The organism is Aquibaculum arenosum, assembly GCF_029222965.1.
Lineage (GTDB): Bacteria > Pseudomonadota > Alphaproteobacteria > Kiloniellales > DSM-21159 > Aquibaculum > Aquibaculum arenosum.
The window spans coordinates 21,968-46,250 of sequence record NZ_JARHUD010000004.1; the positions used below are offsets into that span (position 1 = coordinate 21,968).

At 66.3% G+C, this 24,283-nt stretch carries 21 protein-coding genes and 2 tRNA genes; 5 read left to right on the forward strand and 18 right to left on the reverse strand.

Annotated elements, in window-relative coordinates; genetic code table 11:
• Nucleotides 1-20: 20 nt before the first annotated feature.
• The 8 genes from P2G67_RS07290 to P2G67_RS07325 all read right to left on the reverse strand — a co-directional run bounded on the left by P2G67_RS07290 (nucleotide 21) and on the right by P2G67_RS07325 (nucleotide 8,498).
• A complete protein-coding gene (locus tag P2G67_RS07290; RefSeq protein ID WP_275821524.1) occupies nucleotides 21-1,448 on the reverse strand; it encodes a hypothetical protein in 1,428 nt (475 codons plus the stop codon).
• On the reverse strand, nucleotides 1,445-3,040 hold the full coding sequence (locus P2G67_RS07295; protein ID WP_275821526.1) for a GMC family oxidoreductase: 1,596 nt from the start codon (nucleotides 3,038-3,040) through the stop codon (nucleotides 1,445-1,447). The genes P2G67_RS07290 and P2G67_RS07295 overlap by 4 nt, the downstream gene beginning before the upstream one ends.
• Nucleotides 3,040-3,537 (reverse strand): hypothetical protein, encoded by a 498-nt coding sequence (locus P2G67_RS07300; RefSeq protein ID WP_275821528.1) that lies wholly within the window; start codon nucleotides 3,535-3,537, stop codon nucleotides 3,040-3,042. The genes P2G67_RS07295 and P2G67_RS07300 overlap by 1 nt, the downstream gene beginning before the upstream one ends.
• A complete protein-coding gene (locus tag P2G67_RS07305) occupies nucleotides 3,534-4,238 on the reverse strand; it encodes a phytochelatin synthase family protein (RefSeq protein WP_275821530.1) in 705 nt (234 codons plus the stop codon). The genes P2G67_RS07300 and P2G67_RS07305 overlap by 4 nt, the downstream gene beginning before the upstream one ends.
• Nucleotides 4,235-4,558, reverse strand: a complete 324-nt coding sequence (locus P2G67_RS07310; RefSeq protein WP_275821532.1) for a c-type cytochrome — start codon at nucleotides 4,556-4,558, stop codon at nucleotides 4,235-4,237. The genes P2G67_RS07305 and P2G67_RS07310 overlap by 4 nt, the downstream gene beginning before the upstream one ends.
• Nucleotides 4,559-4,566: 8 nt before the next feature.
• A complete protein-coding gene (locus P2G67_RS07315; RefSeq protein ID WP_275821534.1) occupies nucleotides 4,567-6,096 on the reverse strand; it encodes a multicopper oxidase family protein in 1,530 nt (509 codons plus the stop codon).
• Nucleotides 6,097-6,399: 303 nt separating this feature from the next.
• On the reverse strand, nucleotides 6,400-7,614 hold the full coding sequence (locus tag P2G67_RS07320; RefSeq protein WP_275821536.1) for a CaiB/BaiF CoA transferase family protein: 1,215 nt from the start codon (nucleotides 7,612-7,614) through the stop codon (nucleotides 6,400-6,402).
• 389 nt (nucleotides 7,615-8,003) lie between these two features.
• Nucleotides 8,004-8,498, reverse strand: a complete 495-nt coding sequence (locus tag P2G67_RS07325) for a DUF892 family protein (protein WP_275821538.1) — start codon at nucleotides 8,496-8,498, stop codon at nucleotides 8,004-8,006.
• A 182-nt stretch (nucleotides 8,499-8,680) separates the two neighbouring features.
• Here P2G67_RS07325 and dinB point away from each other — a divergent pair, with 182 nt between their 5' ends.
• Complete coding sequence (gene dinB / locus P2G67_RS07330) at nucleotides 8,681-9,823, forward strand: DNA polymerase IV (RefSeq protein ID WP_437124248.1); 1,143 nt, start codon at nucleotides 8,681-8,683, stop codon at nucleotides 9,821-9,823.
• 32 nt (nucleotides 9,824-9,855) lie between these two features.
• Here the strand turns inward: dinB and P2G67_RS07335 are convergent, their stop codons facing one another.
• The 3 genes from P2G67_RS07335 to P2G67_RS07345 are packed head-to-tail and all read right to left on the reverse strand — an operon-like array spanning nucleotide 9,856 to nucleotide 14,590.
• On the reverse strand, nucleotides 9,856-11,091 hold the full coding sequence (locus P2G67_RS07335) for an osmoprotectant NAGGN system M42 family peptidase (protein WP_275821540.1): 1,236 nt from the start codon (nucleotides 11,089-11,091) through the stop codon (nucleotides 9,856-9,858).
• Nucleotides 11,092-11,096: 5 nt separating this feature from the next.
• On the reverse strand, nucleotides 11,097-12,803 hold the full coding sequence (gene ngg, locus P2G67_RS07340; RefSeq protein ID WP_322099662.1) for an N-acetylglutaminylglutamine synthetase: 1,707 nt from the start codon (nucleotides 12,801-12,803) through the stop codon (nucleotides 11,097-11,099).
• 11 nt (nucleotides 12,804-12,814) lie between these two features.
• The gene (locus P2G67_RS07345; protein ID WP_275821542.1) at nucleotides 12,815-14,590 is read right to left on the reverse strand and encodes an N-acetylglutaminylglutamine amidotransferase; all 1,776 of its coding nucleotides are present in this window, start codon (nucleotides 14,588-14,590) and stop codon (nucleotides 12,815-12,817) included.
• A gap of 343 nt (nucleotides 14,591-14,933) precedes the next feature.
• Here P2G67_RS07345 and P2G67_RS07350 point away from each other — a divergent pair.
• Nucleotides 14,934-15,018 (forward strand) — tRNA-Leu (locus tag P2G67_RS07350).
• 481 nt (nucleotides 15,019-15,499) lie between these two features.
• Here the strand turns inward: P2G67_RS07350 and P2G67_RS07355 are convergent.
• The 5 genes from P2G67_RS07355 to P2G67_RS07375 all read right to left on the reverse strand — a co-directional run bounded on the left by P2G67_RS07355 (nucleotide 15,500) and on the right by P2G67_RS07375 (nucleotide 17,939).
• The gene (locus tag P2G67_RS07355; protein WP_275821544.1) at nucleotides 15,500-15,898 is read right to left on the reverse strand and encodes a helix-turn-helix domain-containing protein; all 399 of its coding nucleotides are present in this window, start codon (nucleotides 15,896-15,898) and stop codon (nucleotides 15,500-15,502) included.
• A gap of 262 nt (nucleotides 15,899-16,160) precedes the next feature.
• Nucleotides 16,161-16,604: a hypothetical protein gene (locus tag P2G67_RS07360; protein ID WP_275821546.1), complete on the reverse strand. Its 444-nt coding sequence runs from the start codon at nucleotides 16,602-16,604 to the stop codon at nucleotides 16,161-16,163.
• Between the two features lie 384 nt (nucleotides 16,605-16,988).
• A complete protein-coding gene (locus P2G67_RS07365) occupies nucleotides 16,989-17,360 on the reverse strand; it encodes a helix-turn-helix domain-containing protein (protein WP_275821548.1) in 372 nt (123 codons plus the stop codon).
• 10 nt (nucleotides 17,361-17,370) lie between these two features.
• Entirely contained in the window at nucleotides 17,371-17,673 is a 303-nt protein-coding gene (locus P2G67_RS07370) for a type II toxin-antitoxin system HigB family toxin (protein ID WP_275821550.1), read from the reverse strand.
• A gap of 191 nt (nucleotides 17,674-17,864) precedes the next feature.
• A tRNA-Val gene (locus P2G67_RS07375) sits at nucleotides 17,865-17,939 on the reverse strand.
• A 169-nt stretch (nucleotides 17,940-18,108) separates the two neighbouring features.
• Here P2G67_RS07375 and P2G67_RS07380 point away from each other — a divergent pair.
• The 3 genes from P2G67_RS07380 (at nucleotide 18,109) to P2G67_RS07390 (ending at nucleotide 21,722) form a co-directional block, all read left to right on the forward strand.
• The gene (locus P2G67_RS07380) at nucleotides 18,109-18,588 is read left to right on the forward strand and encodes a hypothetical protein (RefSeq protein WP_275821552.1); all 480 of its coding nucleotides are present in this window, start codon (nucleotides 18,109-18,111) and stop codon (nucleotides 18,586-18,588) included.
• A 100-nt stretch (nucleotides 18,589-18,688) separates the two neighbouring features.
• A complete protein-coding gene (locus P2G67_RS07385) occupies nucleotides 18,689-19,864 on the forward strand; it encodes a pyridoxal-phosphate-dependent aminotransferase family protein (RefSeq protein WP_275821554.1) in 1,176 nt (391 codons plus the stop codon).
• A 43-nt stretch (nucleotides 19,865-19,907) separates the two neighbouring features.
• Complete coding sequence (locus P2G67_RS07390) at nucleotides 19,908-21,722, forward strand: S49 family peptidase (RefSeq protein WP_275821556.1); 1,815 nt, start codon at nucleotides 19,908-19,910, stop codon at nucleotides 21,720-21,722.
• A 248-nt stretch (nucleotides 21,723-21,970) separates the two neighbouring features.
• On the opposite strand, the gene P2G67_RS07395 is transcribed toward P2G67_RS07390, so the two are convergent.
• Both P2G67_RS07395 and P2G67_RS07400 read right to left on the reverse strand, forming a co-directional pair.
• Entirely contained in the window at nucleotides 21,971-22,717 is a 747-nt protein-coding gene (locus P2G67_RS07395) for a TlyA family RNA methyltransferase (protein ID WP_275821558.1), read from the reverse strand.
• A gap of 5 nt (nucleotides 22,718-22,722) precedes the next feature.
• Nucleotides 22,723-24,150 carry an MATE family efflux transporter gene (locus P2G67_RS07400; RefSeq protein WP_275821560.1) on the reverse strand — a complete coding sequence of 476 codons (1,428 nt, stop codon included), beginning with the start codon at nucleotides 24,148-24,150 and terminating at the stop codon, nucleotides 22,723-22,725.
• Between the last annotated feature and the right edge of the window lie 133 nt (nucleotides 24,151-24,283).

Consider the following 24,283-nt stretch of genomic DNA (forward strand, 5'->3'; position numbering starts at 1 on the left):
GAATCCGGCCTAATCTCCGCTCAGGCGGTCTGCTGCCGGGCGCTGAAACCGGCGGCCAGCCCCCGCAGGCCGGCCAGCAGCGGCAGGGCCGCTACGGCGACGGCGCCGATCTGCAGCAGGAAGACCACTCGGTAGGCCCCGAAATCATTGGCCCCGAATGCCTTGGCCACGGCGAAGGCAATCTCCAGCAGTTCGAGCCCTGCTTCGGTGCCGATCATGATGGCCCCGGCCGGCAGCAGCGCCAGCAGGGCGTAACGGTCGGCCTGTCGGGTCGCCGTGACCACCACGGTCGCGGTCACGAGACCCATGCCCAGACTGGTGGACAGGCGCGCACCGATGAAGAGCCAGTCCTCCGGCACCGTCGGGTAGAAGGCGTAGCCCACGATGCCCAGAAACACGAGCGGCAGGCTGGCGGCGATCAGCGGCACTGCCAGTGCGGCGTTGCGCGCGACCAGCGCGCCGGCCAACAGCACCGCCACCGCCTGGCCCAGGGCACCGATGCTGGCTCGGTCGGCAATCAGGCTGGCGCTGCAGAGATGGCGCACCAGATAGACCGTGTCGAAGAAACCCGTGGTGGGGATCTGCAGCAGGAAGAGGCCGAGCAGGAGCAGCAGCGGGGTGTTGGGGATGCCGGTCAGCGGCTTGACCCGGCGCATGTGGCTGGCGGTGACGAGAAGCGCTCCGGCGAAAACCACGAGCGCGACCACTGTCGCCACGCTGCTCCAGCCCACCAGCGTGCCCAGGGCGGTTGCGATCTGGAAGGCCAGCACGCTGCCCACGAAAAGCAGGATGCTGCGCCGGTCCAGGGCGAGCTGTTCCGCCTGGGCGTTGCTGTCGCCGCCGGCAATGCGCCGTAGCGACGGCAGCGCCACGGCGAGATAGACCAAGGGCAGCAGGGCGAAGATCAGGAAGAAGTTGCCGATGCCGATGTCGTGGGCCGTGAACTTGACCAGCTGCGGCGTCACCAGAAAGGCGAAGGGCGTGGCAAAGGACCAGAGAGTGGTCAGCATGCCCTGGGCCTTGTCGTCCTCCAAGGAGCTGATATGGAACTGGGCGAGCGGCGCCAGCAGGCCCAGCGAGAGGCCGCCGGCAACGAAGGATAGAGCGACCCCCAGTTCGCGCACCGGCAGGCTGGGCTGGGTGTTGAACAGCATCCCGAGCCCGGCAAAGGCGGCCGCGGCCAGGACCGAGGCCAGGGCGGCCAGATAGGGCGCCCGGCGCCGAGTGATCAACAGCGGTGCCAGGGCGAGCGCGATCACCATGCTCCCGACGATCAGCTCGACGATGAAGTTGGTGCGCTCGACCGAGATGGTGAGGAAGCTGGCGAACTCCCCCTCGGAGATGAAGAGCGTCGAGGTGATGACCGACTTGAGGCCATTGCCCAGCAGGGCGGCCATGCCGAGCCCGCCGAAGGCCAGCACTCCGAAGCCTGTTGCCCGTTGTGTCACAGCCGGCGTTGCACCTCTTCAGCGGCTCGGATGGCCAAGGCAGCGACGGTGAGCGTTGGCGCGTTGACCGGCGCGGTGATGTGCGTGCTGGTGCCCAGGATGAAGAGGTTGGCGTGGTCGTGCGTCACCATCTGCGTGTCCACCACCGAGCGCGTTGGATCCTCGCCCATGCGCGTCGTGCCGCCGATGATGGCGTTGGAGAGATAGGGCTCGTTCGACTGCACCTCGGTGGCGCCCAGCGCCTCGAAGATGCGACGGTTCAGCTCTTCCGCTTCCTGCAGGCCGCGGCGGGTGTATTCGTCCATGTGGACCGTCACCTGCGGCTTCGGCACCCCGGCGCTGTCGCGCTCCTCGGCCAGCTCGACCCGGTTGTCGGGGTCGGGCAGGATTTCCGCCGAGGAGTTGAGGCGCAGATGGCGGGATACCTGCTCGGCCACCGCCCGCGCCAGCTCGGGCCCGCGCTTGCCCTCGCCAATGAGCTTCTTCGCCAACTCCGTGGCGTCGCTGTTGCCTGACCAGCCGCTGTTCATGAAGGAGGTGCCGATGGCGGCTTTTTCCCCGCGGAAATCGCCATCGCGCAGCTCGATCAGGCCGGCGGTCTGCTGCGGCCCGCGGTAGGGGAAGACCGGCTCTTTCGTCAGGCCCCAGGTGTCCTGATTGGCCTGGGTCAGGAGATAGCGGCCCACCACCCCGGAGGAGTTGGCCACGCCCTGGGGCGCGGCCTCCTGGGCGGAGTTGAGCAACAGGCGCGGGTTCTCGATGGCATGGCCGCAGAGCGCGAAGATGCGGCCCTCGACCCAGAAGGTCTCCCCGTCGGGGCGGCGCACCTTCACGCGGCGGACCTGCTGTGCCTCGTCCAGTTCCATGAAGGTGACCAGCGCATCGCACTCGACCCGCGCGCCCAGGGCCTCGGCCTTCTCGGCATGCATCGAGGCATCATACTTGGCGCCGATCGGGCAGATGGGCACGCAGGTGTTGTTGCCGCAGCAGGGCGGCCGGCCGTCGAACTCCACGGAGTTGCGCGCGTGGGAGAAGGGGCCGGCGTGCAGGCCGAGCTGGTCCAGCGCCTTGATCACCTGCTGATCCATGTAGCTCATGGGCACCGGCGGTAGGGGATAGGGCTCCTCGCGCGGCGCGCCCCAGACGTGATCGGGGTCGCCGGCCACGCCCCAGCGCCGCTCCGCTTCGACATAGTAGGGCAGCAGGTCCTCGTAGCCGAGCGGCCAGTCATCGGCCACGCCGAAGCGGCTGCGCATGCGGAAGTCGTTGGGGCGCAGGCGGTCGGCGAAGCCGGTCCAGTGCCAGGTGGTGCCCCCGAAGAGCCGCAGATAGGCGCCGATGAAAGAGATCGAACCCTTCTGGACGTAGAAATCGTCGTAGCCGCCATCCTCCGGGTGCGGGGCCGAGGGCGCGCTGGGATAGGCGGCCTGCGGTCCCTTTACCGGATTTTCGTAGAAGTGCTTCACATAGGCCGAGCGCGGGCGCCGCGGTCCGGCCTCCAGGACCAGCACGTCCATGCCCTGCTGCACCAGGGAATAGGCCAGGTGCGCCCCGGCCATCCCGGCCCCGATGATGACGACGTCGGTGCGCATCAGACGGGCCCCTTGTTGGCTTGGGTGTTGGCGGGAGCGTCCTGCCAGTGCCCGAAGGGCATGCCGCACAAGCCTGGCGCCGTGGCGAAGCCGAGGCCCGACCAGGCCAGGGCCCAGGGATACCAGGCAACGCGGGTGGCCCCGGCCGCGGTCGTGATCTCGCCGGTGTAGAGGAAGGCCGCGATCCAGCGCAGCTGATCTTCCAGGTCGTCGTCGCTGAGCCCGTTCTGGGCGGTAGACGGCGGCCCCAGGGCGTCCAGCGGCTGCCCCGCCACGGCCTGCAGCAGCGCCGGCATGGCCTCGTCGCCGTAGTGCTTGCGAAATGCCGCGGCGCAGCCCTCGACCAGGATGTCGGGAATCGCGCTCAGACCGCCGACCGCCCGGATCACTTCGGCAAAGGCCGCATCCTCGCGCCCGCTGCCCAGCGGTCCGGCCAGCGCCCGGCTTGCCGGCAGGGCGGCGAGCGCGGCCAGCAGGCTGCGGCGGGTGACATTCATGGCCTGCGCACCACCACGAGGCCGCGGGAGAGCCCCGAGCCACTGTCCACTGCCTGCATGGCGGCCAGCATTTCGTCCAGCGTCAGCCAGGAGGGGGGATACTTGTACTTGGCGACGTCGAGCACCAGCAGGCTGTCGCTGTCGGGATGGTAAGCGCCGATGGGCGAGACATGGCCGGCGCCGATCTGGCCGATCACCTCGCGGGTGTAGTTGACCACCAGGCGGGCATCGGGGTCGGCCAGGGTGTCCTGGGCGATCTGGCGCAGCGCGTCCGTGTCGAGCGCATCGGCATAGTGCACCTCGGCCTCGACACCCAGGTTGGTGAGGAAGGTTCCGATCTCCTCGAGGGTCATGCCCTCGTGTTCGACCTTGGCATAGGCCTTCACCGCCTGGTTTTCCTCGGTGAAGATCGAGTCCTGGGTGAAGAGCTCGAAGGGATAGATGCGCAGCGGCTGCGGCCGCTCGACGTCCAGGCTGTTGAGCACGCCGGCCATGGTGGCCGGGGCGCAGAAGGTCTGGATGTGCTCGTACTCGAGGTAGGTGGCGAGCGCGATGTAGTCGCTGAGCGGTTTGCTGGCGAGCAGCCGCTCGTCGCCCTCCGGAGTGGTGAGATAGACCGGCTCCGCCGCCGCGGGCGCTGCCAGGACGAGCAGGGCGCCCAGCGCCGCGCCCTTGAGGGCTGCAAGAACGCTCAGTTTCATCGTTGTTCTCCAAACCATTGGGCCAGCGCCTTGATGTCCTCGTCGCTAAGGTCGGCGGCGATGCCGGACATGACCAAGGCAGGGCCGCCGTTGCGCAGCCCCTCGCGGTAGCTTTTCAGCGCGCGTTCCAGATAGGCCGGCTGCTGCCCGGCGATAATCGGTACTTCCGGCAGCACCGGACGGCCCGAAGCGCCGTGGCAAGAAAGGCAGGAAGCCGCCGCCTCCGGCATGGCGGTCGCGCTCTTGTCGTCGTCCGCCAGCGCTGTCGCTGGTGTCAGGGCCAGCAGCAGGCCGGCCAGCAGGATGCCGTGTCGCGCCATGGCCCCAGTCACTCCTCGATGTTGATGTTGAGCATCATCCCCAGGTCCTCGTGCGGCAGGATGTGGCAGTGCATGACGAAGCGGCCTGTGAAGTCGGTGAAGCGCGTGCGGATCGTCACGGTCCCGGCAGCCGGAACGGCAATGGTGTCCTGCCAGTGCTTGTACTCTTCCGGCTCGCCGTTGATCGCCACCACCTGGAAGGGATTGACGTGGATGTGGAGGGGGTGCGGGAAGGGTGTTTCATTGATGAAGACCCATTCCTCCGCCGTATTCAGCTTCGCGACCACGTCGTCGCGCCGCGGGTCGAAGGCCTCGCCATTGATGGTGAAAGTCATGTTCTTGTACATGCCCTCGACCGTGCGCGTGCCGAGCACGAACTGCCGCTGCGCGACGATCTCATCTTCGGTGATGTCCGTGAGGATGCGGTTCTCTGGCAGGGGGCCTGAAGGAAGGGCCGTGGCCATGGGAATGGAAGAGTCGACCCGGTCGGAATCGGCCGGCAGCACGATCACATCGGCCAAATGCACCTCGGGCAGCGCCTGGATGCCCTGATTGAAGGCCGGGCGGCGGAGCTCGTAATAGCCCTCCTTCTCGGCGCGGACCATGAGGTTCACCCGGTTGCCCGGCGCCAGGTCGACCTCGGTCATCTCCTCCGGCTCGTCCAGGGGATTGCCGTCGCGGCCGATCTCCAGGATCGTCAGGCCGTCGAGCGTGAAGGGCAGGAACTGGGCGTCGCCGGCGTGCAGCACGCGCCAGTGCTGTACCTCGCCCTCGCGCAGGTAGATGCGCGGACGGTACTGGCCGTTGATGAGGAAATCGCGCTCGGCGGTGAGCTCCCAGATGGAATCCATGGATTCGATCAGTCCGCCTTCCACAGCGATGGGCGCCTGGACCACCAGGATGCGCTCCACCGCATCGCGGACCTCCGGCACCTCGTCCAGGGTGCCGTTGACGATCATCATGCCCGCCGCCCCCGAGGCGACCTGCGCGGCGACCGAGCCGTGGCGATGCGGGTGGTACCAGTAGGTGCCCGCGGGGTGGTCGTCGGGAAGCTGCACCACGTAGTTGAAGGTCTGCCCGGGTTCGATCTCGAGATAGACGTTGTCGCTGTTGCCGCGCGGGCTGACGTGGAAGCCGTGGAAATGCAGGTTGGTGCTGTTGAAGCGGTTGGGGGTGTTCATCACCGGCGTGCCGCGGTCCGGATTGGGCGGCAGGCGGTTCTCGAGCCGGATCTCCAGAGTGTCGCCCGGGTGAACGCGCAGGGTCGGGCCCGGCAGGGCGCCGTAGTTGCGCAACTCCGTGGCGCCGCCCGGCAGGGTGACGTCCTGCAAGGCCATGCGCAGGGTGGCGCGCAGAACGCCGTCGCTGGCGTGGATTTCCGGAGGATTGGCCAGATCGTCGGCCAGGCCGAGCGGACTTGCCGCCTCCACTGCGTCGCTACCGTCCGCGGCCGACAGGCCTCTCAAGGGATAGTAGGCAAGTCCGCCGACGGGCAACAACAGCCCGGCGGTCAATAGTCCGCGGCGTGATAAGCCCATCCCCGTCCCTTAGTATTTCGTTTTATCCGAGTGTGAGTCTTATAAGCACTAGCAATCGAGCGCAAGAGTCCAGTTGGCTGGTCTTGGCCAACCAATAGCCCACCGCCAACTTCTGTGTTTACTTTACTGAAGCGCGCCAACCAATGGTCGTGCTATGCTATGCGCCAAGCAGACGGGGGCGGCTGTTCTCACGGTTCCATCGCTGCCATCTCGCTCCTACTCGGCAGCCTGTAGCTGCAACCCGGTGCATTGAGTACAGCTTGACCGCAACAATCACCGCAAGCGCGCAGCGTGGCGTGGCTTTCAGACGATGCCTTTGTCGCGCAGCTTGGCGATCTCGTCCTCGGACAAGCCGAACTCGCGCAGCACCTCTTCGCTGTGCTCGCCCACACGCGGGGGCGGCCGGCGATAGGCCACGGGGGTCTCGGAGAACTTGATGGGGTTGCCGATCAGGTCGACGGTGCCGGTCTCGCTGCCGGGGAAGGGCAGGGAGACCTTCATGCCGCGGTGCAGGATCTGCGGGTCGGCAAAGACGCGGTCGATGGTGTTGACGGGGCCGGAGGGCACACCCAGTTCCGCCAGCCCGTTTACCCACTCGTCCAGGGTCTTGCGGCGGGTCAGTTCCGGCAACAGGTCGTAGAGCGCGTCGCGATTGGCCACGCGCAGCGAATTGGTGAGAAAGCGCGGGTCCTCGCCCAGTTCCGGCGCACCGGCAAAGGCGCAGAAGCGCTGGAACTGCCGGTCGTTGCCCACGGCGATGATGAAGTGGCCGTCGGCGCAGGGCAGCACGTTGTAGGGGACGATGTTGGCGTGCTCGGTGCCGCGGCGATGCGGCACCTTGCCGGAGGTCAGGTAGTTCAGCCCTTCGTTCACCAGCCAGGCCACCTGGGTGTCCAGCAACGCGAGGTCGATGTACTGCCCCTGGCCGGTCCGGTCGCGGTGGCGCAGCGCGGCCAGGATCGCCACACTGGCATACATGCCGCACATGACGTCGGCGATGCCCACACCCACCTTCATGGGCTGGCCGTCGGGTTCGCCGGTGATCGACATCATCCCGCCCATGCCCTGGGCCAGGTAGTCGTAGCCCGCGCGCGGCGCATAGGGGCCGGTCTGGCCGAAGCCGGTGATGGAGCAGTAGACGATGTCCGGCTTGACCTCCTTCATGGAGAGGTAGTCGAGCCCGAACTTTGCCAGGCCGCCCACCTTGAAGTTCTCCGCCACCACATCGCAGGAGGCGGCCAGCCGCCGGATCAGCGCCTGGCCCTCGGGCGCGGCGATGTCGACGGTGAGCGAGCGCTTGTTGCGATTGGAGGAGAGGTAGTAGGCGCTGGCATCGCTGTCGCTGCCATCGGCGTTCTTGACGTAGGGCGGCCCCCAACGCCGGGTGTCGTCCCCTTCGCCCGGCCGCTCGATCTTGATCACGTCGGCGCCGAGATCGCCCAGAAGTTGGGTCGAGGTCGGGCCGGCGAGGATGCGTGTGAGATCGAGAATGCGAAGGCCAGAAAGGGGTCCGGACATGGGCGCCTGCCGTTGGAGAGTGTCAACAAGAACGGACCGGTCTTGTCGCCTGCCCTCCAGTGGGGGTCAAGGGAGGCGCAAAGGCGCGGCACCAGCCAGGCTTGTGCCTACATAGCAAAGGCCCCGCCGGAGCGGAGCCTGATAGCACTGGCCTGAGGATTGAAATCTCCCTGTATCTGGCCAGTGGCCCCTGGCGGGGTCTTAACGCGGATGGCCTGAGGAGAGCCGCTAACAACCCATATATGCGGTTTCAATATGTGGCGTGTCAAAGTGGACAGACAAGCCAAGGCCGTGCAGCACGCATCGGAGGTGTCGCGGATATTCGCGCAGAGCCGGATGAACGACCTGCGCCTGAAGTAAGAACAGCGCGCCGCGCTACCTCCCCCGCGCTATTTCCCTTCGGCCGCGGGGTCCTTTGCCTTCAACGCGAGATCGCCGAACTGCCGGTCCCAGCGCTGGCCTTCTTCTAAAGCGCTGGCGAGATGTTCTGCTGCGGGTTCATCGCCAAGACGGGTGGTGAGCAGTTGCAAGTTGGCCCAGCCGGCGAGGCAAAGGTGCTGCAGGCGGCGGGCGGCCGCCGCGGCTGCGAGTTGCTTCAACTCGGACGTTCCGGCTGCCGCGATCATCCGTCGCGTGTCCTGCACCAGAGCTGCGATCGGTTCGTTGTGGACCTCGCCCTCCTCCTCGCTGTGGAGTTCCAGGCAGCCGCGGATGTCGCTCAGCACCCGTTCACCTTCGCAGAGGCGCTGATCCAGCAAATGCTGCAGCCGGGAGTTGGGCGTGGCGGACAGCAGACTCGGCATGATGTCGCGCAGCTGTTCCTCGGCATTCTCGGCCAGGCGCAGCTCGTGCAGCAGCAATGCTTGCGGACTGTTGATCACCATGCTCAGCGCACCTCTCGCCCTTGCCTGACCCTCGCTCCGGTATAAATCGCCTGTGCGAGTCGCAGTTCCGCACAGGAGAGGCAGTTGCGGCCTTCTTTCGCACGGGAAGGACTTGCGAACAAAAGGGGAAAAGAGTTCTCTGCTGCCTAGACCGGCTCTAGGTATAAAGGTAGGCAGTGTGCGTGACGGGCGCAACGACGGTGACGCGGCAGCCAGCGGCAGCAGAGCAGGGTGACGCGGCTCCAGAACAGAGGGAGCCCCTGCGCAAGATCATCCACATCGACATGGACGCCTTCTACGCTTCGGTGGAGCAGCGCGACGATCCGGGCCTGCGCGGTCTGCCCGTGGCGGTGGGTGGCGCGCGCGAGCGCGGGGTGGTGGCCGCTGCGAGCTATGAGGCGCGCCGCTATGGCGTGCGCTCGGCCATGCCCTCGGTCACGGCGCGGCGCAAATGCCCGGAGCTCATTTTTGTTAAGCCGCGTTTCGAGGTGTACCGCGCGATCTCCCGGCAGATACGTGAGGTCTTCGCCCGCTACACGCCGCTGATCGAGCCCTTGTCCCTGGACGAGGCCTATCTCGACGTGACCGAGAACCTGAAAGGCCTGCCTTCCGCGACCCACATCGCCCAGGAGATCCGCGCAGCCATTCGCGCGGAGACCGGACTGACCGCCTCGGCCGGGGTCTCCTACAACAAGTTTCTGGCCAAACTTGCCTCCGACCAGCGCAAGCCCGACGGGCTGTTCGTGATCACGCCGGCCCAGGGACCGGCTTTCGTCGAGGACCTCCCGGTCGGGCGCTTTCATGGCGTCGGCCCGGCCACCACCGCGAAGATGCAGGGGCTGGGGCTCCACAGCGGCCGGGACCTGCGCGGCTGCAGCCTCGCCTTCCTGCAGGCACACTTCGGCAAGGCCGGGCCGCACTACTACTGGATTTCCCGCGGCATCGACCGTCGGCCAGTGAAACCGGATCGGGTGCGCAAGTCCCTGGGCGCCGAGAACACCTTCTTCGAGGACCTCTACACCCCGCAGGACCTGCGGGCGGCTCTGCAGCCGATCCTGGACAAGGTCTGGAAGCACTGTGACCAGGCGGGCCTGCGTGGGCGCACCGTGACCTTGAAGGTGAAGTACGCCGATTTCCGTCAGATCACCCGCAGTCGCACGTTGCTGCAGCCGGTGGCGAGCCGCGCGGAACTGGAAGCGGTCAGTTTCGCCCTGCTTTCCGCCTTGCTGCCGGTGCCCAAGGGCGTGCGCCTGCTGGGGGTGACGCTTTCATCCCTGCTCACGCCTGCCGAGGACACCGACCGGGAGGGATTGCTGCTGCTGTGAGGGTAGCGGGTGTCGGCCCCGGGGTGATGGCCTCAGTTGTTGCGCCAGGCCTCGGGGTAGGGTTCGGTCTGGGCGGTGGCGGCTTCCGGGCCGGGGTCCGGGTGTTCCCCGGCCTCTTCCATTGGCTGCTGGTTGAAGTCCTCGCGCTGGGCCAGCTTGCGCTGATCGCTGGAGGAAACCGGCGGGGCCTGCATGTAGGCGGAGAGCAGGCGCGCCACGCCTTCCAGGGCGTGCAGGTGCGTGCGCTCATAGCCGTGGGTGGCGTCGGTGCCGAAGCAGACGATGGCAGTGCGGATGTCGTTGCCCGCCTCCAGGGCCGCTGCGGCGTCGCAGCGGTAGAAGCGGAAGACGTCGCGCACATGGGCGATGGAGTTGACCTGGGACAGCGCGATCAGCTTGCGCGTCAGGTGCCAGTCGAAGGGGCCGGAGGAATCGCGCATGCCGATGGTCACGCGCGTTTCGATCGACTCCTGCCCCGGCGCCTGGGGCGCGGTGTCGATGGCGACCATCTCGGCCACGTCCTGGTGCAGCACCGCAGAGGCGCCGACCCCAACCTCCTCGGAGATGGTGAAGAGCGGATGGCAGTCCACCGGCAGCACCACACCGGAGTCCATCACCGCCTTGACCGCTGCCAGCAGGCAGGCGACGCCGGCCTTGTCGTCCAGGTGGCGGGAATCGATGAAGCCGGCCGGCGTGACGCGTGGGTTGGCGTCCACGGCGACAAAGTCGCCCACCGCCAGGCCCAGCATCTCCAGGTCGGTGCGGGAGTAGACCTGCTCATCGAGGCGCAGTTCCACCTGGTCCCAGGTGACCGGCTGGGTGTCGACGGCGGTGTCGAAGGCATGGCCGGACGCCAGGAGCGGGACGATGGTGCCGCTGCGCGAGCCCTGATCGGTATAGACAGTGACCCGCGCGCCCTCGGCAAAGCGGCTCGACCAGGTGCCGATGGGCGTGATGACCAGCCGACCATTGTCCTTCAGGCCGGAGACCATGGCACCGATGGTGTCCAGGTGCGCCACGATGGCCCGGTCCGGGGCGCGGCGGCTGCCCTGGATGTTGGCACGGATGGCACCGCGGCGGGTCAGTTCGTACTCGACCGCCAGGCGCTCGAGCTCCTCGCAGGTCCAGTGCACCACCTGATCCGTGTAGCCGGTGGGGCTGGGCAGCTCCAGCAGGGTGAGCATCACCTGCTGGAGGTAGTCCATGTCGATGGGAAGGGCTTGCGGCAGGTCTCGGCTGAAGCCGGTGGGTATCTGGTGTAGGTCCATGTTCCCTAGCTTGCCAGATGAGGGAACAGTAAGTCCATGAAGCGTTGTGCGGTGGGTGCCGGCTCGTGGTTGGCCAGCCCGGGACGCTCGTTGGCCTCGATGATCACATAGTCGCTGCCTTCAGGGCTGGGCACCAGGAAGTCGAGGCCCACCACGGGGATGTCCAGCGCCCGCGCCGCCTGGACCGCTGCCTCCTCCAGTTCGGGATGCAGCTGCTCGGTGACGTCGTGGATCGTGCCGCCGGTGTGCAGGTTCGCAGCCTTGCGCACCACCAGGGTTTCCCCCTCGGGCAGCACGGACTCCATGCTGTGGCCGGCCGCCTTGACGCAGCGCTCGGTCTCTTCGTCCAAGGGGATATGGCTTTCGCCTTGGGTGGCGGCCTCGCGGCGTCGGCTCTGCTTTTCGATCAACTGCGCCACGCTGTGCCGCCCGGTGCCGATGACCTCCGCCGGTCGGCGCACCGCCGCAGCGACGACCTGGAAGTTGATGACGATGATGCGCAGGTCCTGGCCCTCGACGAATTGCTCGAGCAGCACGGTGTCGCAGTGCTGACGCGCGGTGGCGACGGCGGCTTCTACATCCGTCGCCCGCTGCAGGTCGACGGCCACCCCCTGGCCCTGCTCGCCGCGCAGGGGCTTGACCACCACCCGGCCGTGCTTCTGCAGGAAAGTCGCGTTCTCCTCCGGGGTGCCCGCCTTCTGCTGCGCCGGCACCTTCAGGCCTTCACCCGCCAGGATGCGGTGCGTGACCGCCTTGTCGTCGCAGCGGCTCATGGCCACGGCGGTGGTCAGTTCCGACAGCGATTCCCGGCATACGATGGAGCGGCCGCCGTGGGTCAGGCGGAAGAAGCCGCCCTCGGCATCCAGGATCTCCACCGCGATGCCGCGGCGGCGCGCCTCGTCGACGATGATGCGGGCATAGGGATTGAGAGTCTCTTCCGGCGGCGGGCCGATGTAGAGCTTCTCGTTGATGGAGTTGCGGGTCTTGAGCGCAAAGCGCTGCACCGGATAGAAGCCCAGCTTCTCGTAAAGCGCGATGGCTTCCTTGTTGTCGTAGAGCACCGAGAGGTCGACGAAGGCCCGTCCGCGCGCCTTCAGACGCCGGGCGAGATCCAGCACAAGCGAAACACCGATGCCCGGATAGGGCGCCTGGCTGTCCACGGCCAGGCACCAGAGACTGGAGCCGCGCTCCGGATCGCCGAAGGCGGCCTCATGGTCGATGCCGGTGACCGTGCCCACAACCTCGCCGGAAGCTGCGTCGCAGGCCACCAGGTGCAGATAGCGCTCATCACCGCGGCAGGCGAGCAGGAAGTCCCGGTCGACTTCCACCATGCCGCGCCGGGCATAGCAGTGGTTGAGCGCCTCGGCGTCGGCGAGGCTTTCCAGCGGCCGGATGACGAAGGGGGGATCGCGCTCCTCCGGCAGTTCCCGGTGCAGGTCGAGGCGGTAGGTGTGGGAGGGGTCGAGGAAGATCTGCTGCGGTCGGCGCGACAGCAGCACATGCGGATCGTCCACATAGAAGGCGATGTCGCGGCGACCTTCCTCCTCGCTCAGCAGCGCGTCCAGCAGCGCTTCCCCATCGGCGAAGGTCTGGGCAAAGAGCAGCCGGCCCCAGCCACAGTCGAGAATGATGTCGCTCTGTGTCGGGGGCGGCTGATGGCGGGCGACTATTTCACTGCGCGGAAGCATGACCTCGTCTTCCTCATCCTGCATGGCGGAGGGGCTCACAGTTCGTGTGTTTGCATCCACGACTCGAGCAGGGCGATCTGCCACAGCTTCGAGCCGCCAAGCGGCGTGATGTGTTCGCTGGGGGCCTGGAGCAGCTGCTGCACGTAGTCCTCCCGGAACAGGCCGCGGCTGCGGGCCTGCGGGGCGTCGAGCACGCCGCGCACAAAGTTCAGCGCCTCGCCCTCGAGGTACTTCAGCGCCGGGACCGGGAAGTAGCCCTTGGGACGGTCGATCACGGCTGCGGGGATGACCTGGCGCGAGGCCTCCTTGAGCACGTACTTGCCGCCCTCGCGGATCTTCTGCTCCGCCGGGATGCGCGCGGCCAGTTCCACCAGCTCATGGTCCAGGAAGGGCACGCGCGCCTCCAGGCCCCAGGCCATGGTCATATTGTCGACCCGCTTCACCGGATCGTCCACCAGCATCACCGTGGTGTCGATGTGCAGCGCCTTGTCCACCGGTCGGCTGGCCCGGGCGCGGGCGAAGTGCTCCTCCACGAAGCGCCGGGCATGGTCCTCGCCAACCAGTTCCGGGTTCACCACTTCGGCGAAACCGCGATGGTCGCGGTCGAAAAAGACGCGGGCATAGTCGGCCACCGGGTCGCTGCTCTCCAGCATCGGCGGATACCAGTGATAGCCGCCGAAGATTTCATCGGCGCCCTGGCCGGACTGAACCACCCGCACGTGCTTGGAGACCTCCTGCGAGAGCAGAAAGAAGCCGATGGCGTCGTGGCTGACCATAGGCTCCGACATGGAGGCGATGCAGTCGGGCAGGCTGGGGAGCAGCCGCTCGCGGCTGTCGACGAAGATCTTGTGGTGGTCGGTTTCGTAGCGCTCGGCGATGATGTCGGAGTAGATGAACTCGTCGCCGGCCTCTTTGCCGACGGTCTCGAAGCCGACGGAAAAGGTCTGCAGGCCGCTCTGGCCAGCCTCGGCCAGCAGGCCGACCACCAACGAGGAGTCCACACCGCCGGAGAGCAGCACGCCGACGGGTGTGTCGGCGACGAGGCGGCGTTTGACCGCCGCGCGCATCTTTTCCAGCACCAGATCCTGCCAGTCGCGATCGCTGAGGGACTCGTCGCCCGGCTGCGGGCCGAAGGAGAGCTCCCAGTAGCAGCGCTGGTCGCGTGTGCCGTCGGGCTCGATCTGCAGGGTGGTGGCCGGGGGCAACTTGCGCACGCCCTTGAGGATGGTCCAGGGCGCCGGCACCACGGCATGGAAACTCATGTAATAGTTCAGTGCTTCCGGGTCGACGCTGGTGTCGACGCCGCCGCTCTTGGCCAGGGCCGGCAGGTTGGAGGCGAAACGCAGGCCGCCCGGCACCTCCGAGAGGTAGAGCGGCTTGATGCCCAGGCGGTCGCGCGCCAGCAGCACGCGACCCGTGTCCCGCTCCCAGAGGCAGAAGGCGAACATGCCGGCAAAACGGGTGACGCAGTCGCGGCCCCAGGCGTGATAGGCCTTGAGGATGACCTCGGTGTCGCCGTTGGTGAAGAAGTGGTAGCCGATGTCTTCGAGCTCCCGTTTGAGCTCGGCGAAGTTGTAGATCGCGCCATTGTAGACGACGCCCAGCCCCAGTTGCGGGTCGAGCATCGGCTGCTGGGAGCGTTCCGCGTGGTCGATGATTTTCAGCCGCCGATGGGCGACCGCCAGCCCGCGCTGGGAATAGACGCCCAGGGCGTCGGGCCCGCGCCGGGCGATGTGTTCGGACATGGCATGGACGCGCGCGAGGTCGGCCTCGGCGCCGTCGAAACGAATCTCACCGACAATTCCGCACATGGGTTCGGCGGTCTGCTCCTTTCGTGCGGGGCGCCACCGAAATGAAGGCGGGCGCGCAAAAGTCTCCCTCTTGCCCGGCCGATGTTCCGCCGCGGCCCCGAGATTTTCTGTTTCTCAAGCAAGCGATGGGTGAAGAAGTAGGCAGCGGCAGAAATGTTTCAAGGGAAAAGCGCGCTTCAATGACTGCGGAGGTCCGCCCGAAGTCATTGTTATGACAGTAAAAGGTCGTTCAGTAGCACCGCGTATACCTCGATCGGCGCGAGCGCTCTCGGCCCCCTGGATCCGCCACCTCTTGCTTGCATTGACCCGCGCCTCGATTAGACTGCGGCCCGCTTGGTGTTCGGCCCCTGTGGCGGAACCGGTAGACGCGCGCGACTCAAAATCGCGTTCCGAGAGGAGTGGGGGTTCGAGTCCCTCCAGGGGCACCAAGATCTGCTCGGCCGGCTTCAGCGCCGAGTGGAAGGCATCCCGAACTATAGCTATGTTAAGCGGGCCTGGCGCTGCTGCAGTCAGGCGCTAAACGCTATTGCCTTTACGGTAGGATAGGGTCGAGTAACTCGAATCCATCAAGGGCACAATTAGCCGAAGGTCTTCCGGAGAAGAGACTTGCACAAGCTGGCATGCCAATGAAGCCAGCGCATGACTTTCTCATAGGCAACGCGACGCGCAAGTTCGCCATGCGCATCATTGGGGCTAGGTGGTGCGCGCCCGGACTTTGCCTTTGGTTTGATGCTCGCTGCCGATTGTATTGCGGAACAATTGAGTTAGATGCAAGCGCCGCATAAACGACCGTTGAGTTACGAAGATATTGTCCACTTCCCATGGTGTGTAGCTCTTGGTTCTGAAGCAGGCGTCGCAGCCCGATGACAGCGAAGGCGTTTAATCTTCTCTAGCTTCAATCGCTGTTTCTTAGTTGCTGCGGATCTGACCAGAAGGTTCATCCTCATCGCTCAGTAATTCCGCGATTTTCAGGGCAGTGCGCATCGACATAATGCGTTCGAGTCTTACCTGGGCCTTGTCAGGAGCGTGGGCTTGCACCGTAAGTTCAAAGGTGGGCGCACCTCGGCTTATGGCAACGTTGGCGGTATTGGGCCGCAGTTCGTCGGGTGCAACGCCTAGTGCTGTCGCCAGCTTCTTGAGACGCTCCGGCGACGGCATCGACTTGCCATTGATGTAGGTGCTGACGTTATCGCGGTTCAGACCAGCTTGGCGAGCCAGTTCACTCTGGTTCCATCCCTTCTCCAACATTAGATTGCGTAACTGGATGCTGAAGGCTTCCTTGCCCGAATCGTGTGAGTGGCGAGGCATTGGGTTTGTCCATCCATTTCGTGCGGAACTAGAATCTCAACCTAACGTCTTGTCTGGCGTGTGTCAAATAATATAGCCCAACGTAGGCCGACAATAAGCGACACGCTTAAATCAGATGGCTGTTGTCGCCATTCAGCGTTGGGGCATCAAGACGCCTGTAGTGATTCAATCAGTGCTGGAGCCGTGTTTGAGCGAGAATAGACCCCGATTCTACCACCGTTCACAGTGACGTTGGACATTGATCTGAGTGGTCGGTCTTGCGCTAGCATGCTCCGCTGAACCGAAGCGCATTGATCCGCCAACTGGCCGGGGTTGGCTTGTTGCGAATCTGCTCCGCGCGGATGGTAGCCCGGCATACCAATGTTTGTGAGCGTGATCGGCCGCCCCCGGCTATGCTTGCGGCGAGATTGGCGGCAGCTCGTCCCATCCCGGGGTCGTTGTAGTGCATTCCGCCAGGCTGGTAGGTCGGTGCGTGATCAGTTACGACCCACGTGCTTTCATAGACAAATTCCCTTTCTCCACCAACGTCGTAACCGCCCACCGCCCGGAAGCCCGGGTTCTCGTTCAGGAAGGCATAGAGCGTCTGGCCCTGGTAAGACCGGGCCAACTCTTGCAGATATACTTGGTGCTCGGCGTCACTCCTTGCGCTGGTCTCGCAACCGGAGAGTGCGAAAGCTACCGTCGCGGCGGTCAGAAATACACGCATGGCAAACGCCCCCTTTGCTACGCGCAAGAGTAGCACATCCCGCAACACACGCAATGACGCCCAACTCGGTGTTTGTCGGGGTGTCGGATTGATTTTGTCGGGATGTCGGGTTTTCAAGGTATTTCACGAAGTTAGATGGTGGGCGCGGCTGGGATTGAACGGGCCGTGTTCCTGTCCGGTTCTTACTGCGAGCCAATTCACCTCTTTTGCAAAATCTTCCCGCCGGATCTGTCTGGCATGTCTACGAACCCTTCCCTTGGCGGCGATACGGTTCGAGGGCGCTATTCAAAAACCGCAAGGCACGTCCCGTGTGACGCCGCTATTCGTCGCGCGGAATGTAGTGACCACTCGGGTGAATGTCGTGGGCCTTGCGCTCATCCGTCTTCAGGCCGACTCCAAGTGATAGGGTCGAACGAGACAATCTGCTGGCAGACCCCACTCTGCGTGCAGCCGGTAGATCATATCGACTGTAAGCGCCCGGCGGCGGTTCAGAATTTCGGATGCGCGTGAGGTCGAGCCAAACAATAGGGCCAGGTCAGCTTGAGTGCGGCCTGTTGCTTCCATGTGCGAGCGCAATAGCTCAATAGGCTCCAATTCAGGAAATGGGAAGTTGCGCTCCTCATAGTGCTCAACAAGGTCAACAAGGAGGTCGAGCTCATCACCGGCATCCGTGCCAGGTTCCGCGCGCCATAGCTCTTCGATGCGAGCGAGGGCTGCGCGGTGATCTTCCGCAGTGCGGATCGGATGAACGTTCATGGTCCTGTCCTTAGTACATAGATACTGTCAGAGCATCGATGCGATCATACTCGGCATGGGTGCCGATGAACTCGATGAAGGCAATACCACGAAGGAAGTCGAACGCTGCTACCAGGCGATAGTTTCCGCCTTGGATCTCAAATCGTACGCGTTCGGCGTTCAATACCTTCGCCTTCGAAAAGGCCGTCTGAACATCTTGCGTTGTCTGCCACGATGCAGCCCTCGTTACCCGGAACCAATGTTCCAAAGGCGCGCGAGTCTCAGGGTGCTGGGCGATGAATTCGGTGATCGTGTTTCTTGCGATAACCCGCATTCAGCGCCTCCCATTCCCAATTTGGGAATATGAAACGTAGGGGTGCTCTGGGTCAAGAAGGGACCTCTTGGGACCCCCATTGTTGCCTGTGCGGTGGATCGGCGGTGTCGCCGTGGCGGCAGGCCTTGCGTGGCAGCCATCGGCTCTGCCATCACGGCACCCACGATAATGGGGAAGAGCTGGAAGTTGGATGGTGGGCGCGGCTGGGATTGAACCAGCGACCCCTACGATGTCAACGTAGTGCTCTCCCGCTGAGCTACGCGCCCTTACCTGCGCCGAATTTCGGGACTGCGGGCTTCCCGGCGGCGCGGCAGGTGAGTAGCATCGGGTTTGGCCTTTGGCAAGACCCGCGTCGCGCCCGGTTCGGCGGCATCCGCCGGTCGCGGGAAACGATCGGCGGCGGCGCGAGAAAAGCATGGATTGAGGAAGGATTGCATGAAGCTCGGTTTCACGATTCTCGCCCTTGGCGCGGCGCTGCTGCTGGGGGCTTGCGAGACCACAGGGGAGGGGAGTTCTGCCTCTACCGAACCCTCGCCCCAGGGCGCCGGCACCATGACCAAAGAGGAGCTGCTGGCGACCGAAGGTATGGAAGCGGTGAGCAGCGAAGAGGTGCGCAGCCACTTTGCCGGCAACACCGCATTCTGGGAGCCGGTGGGGGGCACGCCGCAGCTTTTTGCCTCCTACTACGATCCCTCGGGCAGCCAGCGACAGCGTGAACGCCGCGCCACGGAGGTGATGGCCGGCTCCTGGCATATCGAGGAGGAGCGTTTCTGCCACCAGTTGGGCGACAACAATGACGAACGCTGCGGCTCCTTCGTGGCCACGCCCGAGGGTATCCTGGCCTTTTGTGCCGAGGGCGGGCGCTGCGACTGGCTGGTCGTGGGGCTGAACGAGGGCAACAGCCTCGAACTCTGACCTGGCGCGCGGCCGTCGGGGTCTGGCTTGCCGTGGCCGGGCGGACATGCATTGAATGTCCGCACGCAAAGGGTGAGAGACAGTTCGAGGACCAGCCCCCATGACCTATCACAGCGGTCGCCATTTCCTGCAGATTCCCGGTCCCACCAACGTGCCGGACCGGGTGCTGCGCGCCATCGACGCGCCCACCATCGATCACCGCGGGCCGGACTTCGCCCGCCTGGGCGCCGAGGTGCTGGAGGGGCTGAAGCCGGTGTTCGGCACGCGAGGCCCCGTCGTCATCTATCCTGCGTCCGGCACTGGGGCCTGGGAGGCGGCGCTGGTCAACACACTGTCGGCCGGCGACCGGGTGCTGATGTTCGAAACCGGACAGTTCGCAACGCTCTGGAAGCAACTGGCCGAGCGCCTGGGGCTGGAGGTGGAACTGCTGCCCGGCGACTGGCGCAGTGGCGTCGACGTGGCACAGGTGGAAGCGCGCCTGGCGGAAGACCGAGAGGGCGCGATCAAGGCGGTCTGCGCCGTGCACAACGAGACCTCCACCGGCGTCACCAGCGACATTCCCGGCCTGCGCCGGGCCATGGACCGTGCCGACCATGGAGCATTGCTGCTGGTGGACACCATCTCCTCGCTGGGCTCGATCGAGTATCGCCATGACGACTGGGGCGTGGACGTCACCGTGGCCGGCTCTCAGAAGGGGCTGATGCTGCCGCCGGGCCTCTCCTTCAATGCCGTGAGCGAAAAGGCGCTGGCCGCCTCCAAGCAGGCCGGGCTGCCCCGGTCCTACTGGCGCTGGGATGAGATGCTGGGGCCGAACGCGCGCGGCTTCTTCCCCTACACCCCGGCCACCAACCTGCTCTACGGCCTGCGCGAGGCGCTTGCCATGCTGCAGGAGGAGGGGCTGGAGCAAGTCTTCGCCCGCCACGCCCGCCACGGCGAAGCGACCCGCCGCGCGGTGCAGGCCTGGGGCTTGGAAGTGCTCTGCCGCAACCCGGCGGAGCATTCGAACAGCCTGACCGCCGTGCTCATGCCCGAGGGGCAGTCCGCGGATGCCCTGCGGCAGACGATCCTGGAGCGCTTCGACATGTCGCTAGGCGCCGGCCTGGGACGTCTGGCCGACAAGGTTTTCCGCATCGGTCATCTTGGCGACTTCAACGATCTGACCCTTGCCGGCACCCTGTCGGGGGTGGAGATGGGCCTGGGCCTAGCCGGCGTGCCGCATCAGCGCGGCGGCGTTCAAGCCGCCCTGGGGCATCTGGCGGAAACGAGCGGTACCTGAATGACCGCTGTCTGCTGCTCTGCCTCGCTGTGGAAGGACTGATGTGGTCCGGATCCTGCTCTTCCTGCTGAAATCCCTGGTGGCGCTGCTGGCAGCGCTGGGACTGCTGCTGGTCGTGGTCGCCATCGGTCTCTGGTTCTTCTGGCAGGAGGTGCGCGATTGGCGCCTGGCCGATGACAATGGCCTGCCCGAGCGCATGGTGCTCACCCTCGACACCGCCGAGGGCCTGCGCGAAGGGCCGAGCCAGGGTCCCTTTGGACTGCCCGGGCTCGACGGCACCCCCAGCCTGAACCAGGTCCTGGAGGCGCTGGAGCGCGGCGCCGAGGATCCGCGGGTCGAGGGGGTGGCTTTGCGACTGGGCTATGGTGCGCTGTCGCCGGCACAGGCGCAGGAGCTGCGCGTCGCGCTCCTTCGCTTCCGGGAATCAGGGCGCTTTGCCATGGGCTTTGCCGAGAGTTTCGGTGAGGCCGGCGACGGCAATGAGCACTATCACCTCGCCACGGGCCTGGAAGAGATCTGGCTGCAGCCTTCCGGTGATCTCGATCTGCTGGGCTATCACCTGGAACAGCCCTTCCTGCGCGATCTGCTCGACGACTGGGACCTGCGGGTGCAGGCCGACCAGCGCGAGGACTGGAAGGGGCTGGTCGATCTGGCGAATCGGCGCGAGCTCGCTGAGCCGGTGCGCGAAAATCTGCAGGCGGTGGTCGACTCGCACTACGCGCAGCTTGCCGCCGCTGTGGCTGAGGCGCGCGGCCTGAGCCCCGCCGAAGCCGCGGACCGAATCGACGAGGGACCCTATACCGCCGAAGCGGCGCTGCAGGCTGGCCTGGTGGATCGTCTCGACTATCGCGACCGCTTCGAGGCGGCGGCCCTGGATGCAGTCGGGGAGGCGGCAGGCCTGGTCGGGGTGCAGGACTACCTGGACGGCGCACCGGAACCGGCCGCCGATGCCGCGACCATTGCGCTGCTCTATCTAGAGGGACCGCTGCGCCTGGGTGGCGAAACCGAAGGGCTGGCGCCGGGGGTGACTGGCGCCGAAGCGCTCGTCGGTCAGCTGCGGGCAGTTGCCGCGGATGAAGAGATCGCTGCCGTGGTGCTGCGCATCGACAGTCCTGGGGGCTCGCCGGTGGCTTCAGACATGCTCTGGCGCGCGGTGCAGCAGGTGCGCGAGGCCGGCAAGCCCGTTGCGGTCTCCCTGGGCAGCGTCGCGGCCAGTGGCGGCTACTACGTCGCCGTGGCAGGCCAGCCGCTCTTGGCCCAGGGCGGAAGTCTCACCGGCTCCATCGGAGTCGCCGGCGGCAAACCGGTGCTGGCCGACTTCTGGCCGCACCTGGGCCTGAGCTGGGACGGTGTGCAGGCGGGTCGCAACGCCGGCATCTGGTCCACCAATCGCGACTTCACGCCAGAACAGTGGGAGCACTTCCAAGCCAGTCTCGACCGCACCTACGCCGATTTCATCGCCAAGGTGGCCGAGGGCCGCGGTCTGGAGGGCGCGGCGCTCGAGGCAGTCGTGGGCGGCCGGGTCTTCACCGGGCAGCAGGCTTTGGCGCTTGGCCTTGTGGACGAACTGGGCGGCCTGCGCGAAGCTGCCGCCGCGGCCGCGCGCGAGGCCGGGCTGGAGCCGGACAGGCCGCTGGTGTTGCTGGACTACGCCGAGCGGGGGCGCGGTTTTGAGGCTCTGCTCACCGACCTGCTGCGCGGTGAACTTTCGGGAAGTGCGGCAGGTGACCTCGAGGCATTGCGCCTGTTGAGCGAGGTGCAGGCGCTGCTGCGTCCGCTGCGCCAAGCCCTGGCCCCCTTCTCCGCCAACCCGCGCGAGACCCTGCTGCAGGCCCCGGCGCTCGGCTCAGGCGAGTGATCGGGTCCCACTCTCGCTCCAATGGGTCGCCGGCAAAGCCCAAAGCGCCGTCACTGCGAACCCCTAACTCCGCTGGACGGTGGTTGGTCTGGGAGGGGCCCTTTATCACAACTGTCATTGCGAGGAGGCGAAGCCGACGCGGCAATCTAGGGCGGCTGCCTGTGGCCCTGGACTGCCGCGCTCCCTGCGGTCGCTCGCAGTGACGGCGGGGTGTGCCCTGTCGGCGTCGCACTGCCTGCTCGTTCTCCTCACGGCCCGAGCTTCCGTGCGGCCAGCAGGAACTCGCGGTTGCCATTGGGGCCGGTGATCGGGCTGTCGGTCAGTCCCAGGATCTCCCAGCCCGGGCGCCCCGACAGCCAGTCGCGCACCCGGGCGCAGGCACGCTGGTGCAGTGCCGGGTCACGCACCACCCCGCCCTTGCCCAGTGCCTCGCGCTCCAGCTCGAACTGCGGCTTCACCAGCACCAGGAGCTGGCCGCCGTGTGCGACCAGCTCCAAGCCGGCGGGCAGCAGCAGGGTAAGCGAGATGAAGCTGGCGTCGCAGACCAGCAGGTCCACCGCTTCGCCGATCTGACCTGCATTCAGATAGCGCGCATTGACGCCCTCCAGTGAGATCACCCGCGGGTCGGAGCGCAGTTTCGCCGCCAGTTGATCACGACCCACGTCAACGGCATAGACCCGCCGCGCACCCTGGTGCAGCAGCACATCGGTGAAGCCGCCGGTGGAGGCACCGATGTCGAGGCAGACCGCCTCGCGCGGATCGATGCCGAAGTGTTCCAGACCATGGGCCAGCTTGAGCCCGCCGCGCGACACCCAGGGGTGGTCGCGCCCGGTGATGACGAGCGGTGCGTCGACCGGCAACTGCTCGCCCGCCTTGGCGATGACGCGGCCGGCGCTTTCCACCTTCCCGGCGGCGACCAGCGCCTGGGCCCGGCTGCGGCTTTCCGCCAGCCCGCGGTCCAGCAGCAGGCGGTCGACGCGAATGTGGGCGCTCACGCCGACTACACCCGGTCCAGCAGAGCCAGGCGCTCACGCCGGGCGAAGCGGTGCACCAGCAGAATGGCGGTGGCGGACAGGCCCAGCGCCCAGCCGATCCAGATGCCGACACCGCCCACGCCGAGTGGAAAGGTCAGCAGCCAGGCCGAGGTGAAGCCGATCACCCAATAGCCAACAGCGCTGTAGACCATGGGCACGCGCGTATCGGAGAGGCCCCGCAGCACCGACGTGCCGATCACCTGGGCGCCATCGGCCACCTGGAAGAGCGCTGCCACGGCCAGGAAGCGGATGCCCAGCGCGATCACGGCGGCGTTCTCGCTGTCGGAGAGGTCGAGGAAGAGGCCGATCAGGGTTTCGGGCAGCAGCCAGAAGGCAAGCGCTGCCAGACACATGAAGGCCGTCCCCAGGGCAAGCGCGCTCCAGCCGGCTCGGCGTACGCCCTCGGGGTCGCGCCCGCCGGCCGCCAGGCCCACGCGCACCGACGCCGCCTGGCCCACGCCCAGCGGCACCATGAAGGTGACGTGGGTGCACTGGGCCGCCACGGCGCTGGCGGCCAATGCGGCAGTGCCGACCCAGCCCATCATGAAGGTGCCGGAGGTAAACAGGCCCACCTCGAACAGCAGGATGAAGCCCACCGGCCAGCCCACCCGCAGCAGTGCGCGCATGCGCGGCCAGTCACTGCGCCCGAAGCGGGCCAGCAGGTAGTAGCGTCGCAGGCGCCGCTCGCGCTGCACATAGGCCAGCATGCCAAGGAACATGGCGGTCTGCACGATGGCCGAACCCAGGCCGGCGCCGGCCACCTCCATCCGGGGCAGGCCGAAATTGCCGAAGATCAGGCCGTAGTTCACCAGGGCGTTGAGCAGCACGGCGCCCAGCATGGCCACCATGGCCGAAACCGGCCGCGAGAGGGCGGAGACGAAGCCGCGCAGCACGACGAAGCCCATGGAGGGCAAGAAGCCCCAGAGCGCCATACGGGCGTAGTCGCCGGCCGTGTCCGCCAGGCCCGGGTCCTGTCCCACCAGGCGCAGCAGCGCCGGTGTTTGCCAGAGCAGCAGCATGGCCGGCAGCGAGAGGCCGATGGCAAGCCACAGTCCCTGGCGCACGGTGCGCCGGACGCCGCGGCTGTCGCGCGCGCCCAGCGCCTGTGCGGCCAGGGCCGGAACGCCGCTGAGCACGCCAAGGCAGAAGAGCCAGGGCAGGATGAACCAGTGCATCGCCAAGCTGCCGGCTGCCAGCGCTTCCGGGCCCAGCCGCCCCATCATCACGACGTCGGTGGTGTGGATGCCGACCTGGCCCAGCTGCATCAACACCAGCGGCCCGGCGAGCCGCAGTGTGGCGCGCAGTTCAACGAGCCAAGCCTCCGCCGCCGCGGAGCGGGCAACAGGCAGCGAAGCGCGCTGTGACGGCGGGCGAAGGCGGCGTAGGAGGCTCATGCCATCACTCTATCCTTGGACCTGCCGGCCGCCCAGCGCCCGCAGTGCAAACCAGCAGTGCAATCCAGATGACGAAAAGTATCTGCTCTAAAACAAGGGCCCGCACCGATGTTCGGTACGGGCCCTGTCGGAG

Excerpts from the sequence above, each read along its gene's own strand:
- P2G67_RS07295 (WP_275821526.1), bottom strand. The coding sequence starts at position 3,040 with ATGCGCACCGACGTCGTCATCATCGGGGCCGGGATGGCCGGGGCGCAC.
- P2G67_RS07300 (WP_275821528.1), bottom strand. The coding sequence starts at position 3,537 with ATGAATGTCACCCGCCGCAGCCTGCTGGCCGCGCTCGCCGCCCTGCCG.
- P2G67_RS07305 (WP_275821530.1), bottom strand. The coding sequence starts at position 4,238 with ATGAAACTGAGCGTTCTTGCAGCCCTCAAGGGCGCGGCGCTGGGCGCC.
- P2G67_RS07310 (WP_275821532.1), bottom strand. The coding sequence starts at position 4,558 with ATGGCGCGACACGGCATCCTGCTGGCCGGCCTGCTGCTGGCCCTGACA.
- P2G67_RS07315 (WP_275821534.1), bottom strand. The coding sequence starts at position 6,096 with ATGGGCTTATCACGCCGCGGACTATTGACCGCCGGGCTGTTGTTGCCC.
- P2G67_RS07320 (WP_275821536.1), bottom strand. The coding sequence starts at position 7,614 with ATGTCCGGACCCCTTTCTGGCCTTCGCATTCTCGATCTCACACGCATC.
- P2G67_RS07325 (WP_275821538.1), bottom strand. The coding sequence starts at position 8,498 with ATGGTGATCAACAGTCCGCAAGCATTGCTGCTGCACGAGCTGCGCCTG.
- P2G67_RS07335 (WP_275821540.1), bottom strand. The coding sequence starts at position 11,091 with ATGGACCTACACCAGATACCCACCGGCTTCAGCCGAGACCTGCCGCAA.
- ngg (WP_322099662.1), bottom strand. The coding sequence starts at position 12,803 with ATGCAGGATGAGGAAGACGAGGTCATGCTTCCGCGCAGTGAAATAGTC.
- P2G67_RS07345 (WP_275821542.1), bottom strand. The coding sequence starts at position 14,590 with ATGTGCGGAATTGTCGGTGAGATTCGTTTCGACGGCGCCGAGGCCGAC.
- P2G67_RS07355 (WP_275821544.1), bottom strand. The coding sequence starts at position 15,898 with ATGCCTCGCCACTCACACGATTCGGGCAAGGAAGCCTTCAGCATCCAG.
- P2G67_RS07360 (WP_275821546.1), bottom strand. The coding sequence starts at position 16,604 with ATGCGTGTATTTCTGACCGCCGCGACGGTAGCTTTCGCACTCTCCGGT.
- P2G67_RS07365 (WP_275821548.1), bottom strand. The coding sequence starts at position 17,360 with ATGAACGTTCATCCGATCCGCACTGCGGAAGATCACCGCGCAGCCCTC.
- P2G67_RS07370 (WP_275821550.1), bottom strand. The coding sequence starts at position 17,673 with ATGCGGGTTATCGCAAGAAACACGATCACCGAATTCATCGCCCAGCAC.
- P2G67_RS07380 (WP_275821552.1), top strand. The coding sequence starts at position 18,109 with ATGAAGCTCGGTTTCACGATTCTCGCCCTTGGCGCGGCGCTGCTGCTG.
- P2G67_RS07385 (WP_275821554.1), top strand. The coding sequence starts at position 18,689 with ATGACCTATCACAGCGGTCGCCATTTCCTGCAGATTCCCGGTCCCACC.
- P2G67_RS07400 (WP_275821560.1), bottom strand. The coding sequence starts at position 24,150 with ATGAGCCTCCTACGCCGCCTTCGCCCGCCGTCACAGCGCGCTTCGCTG.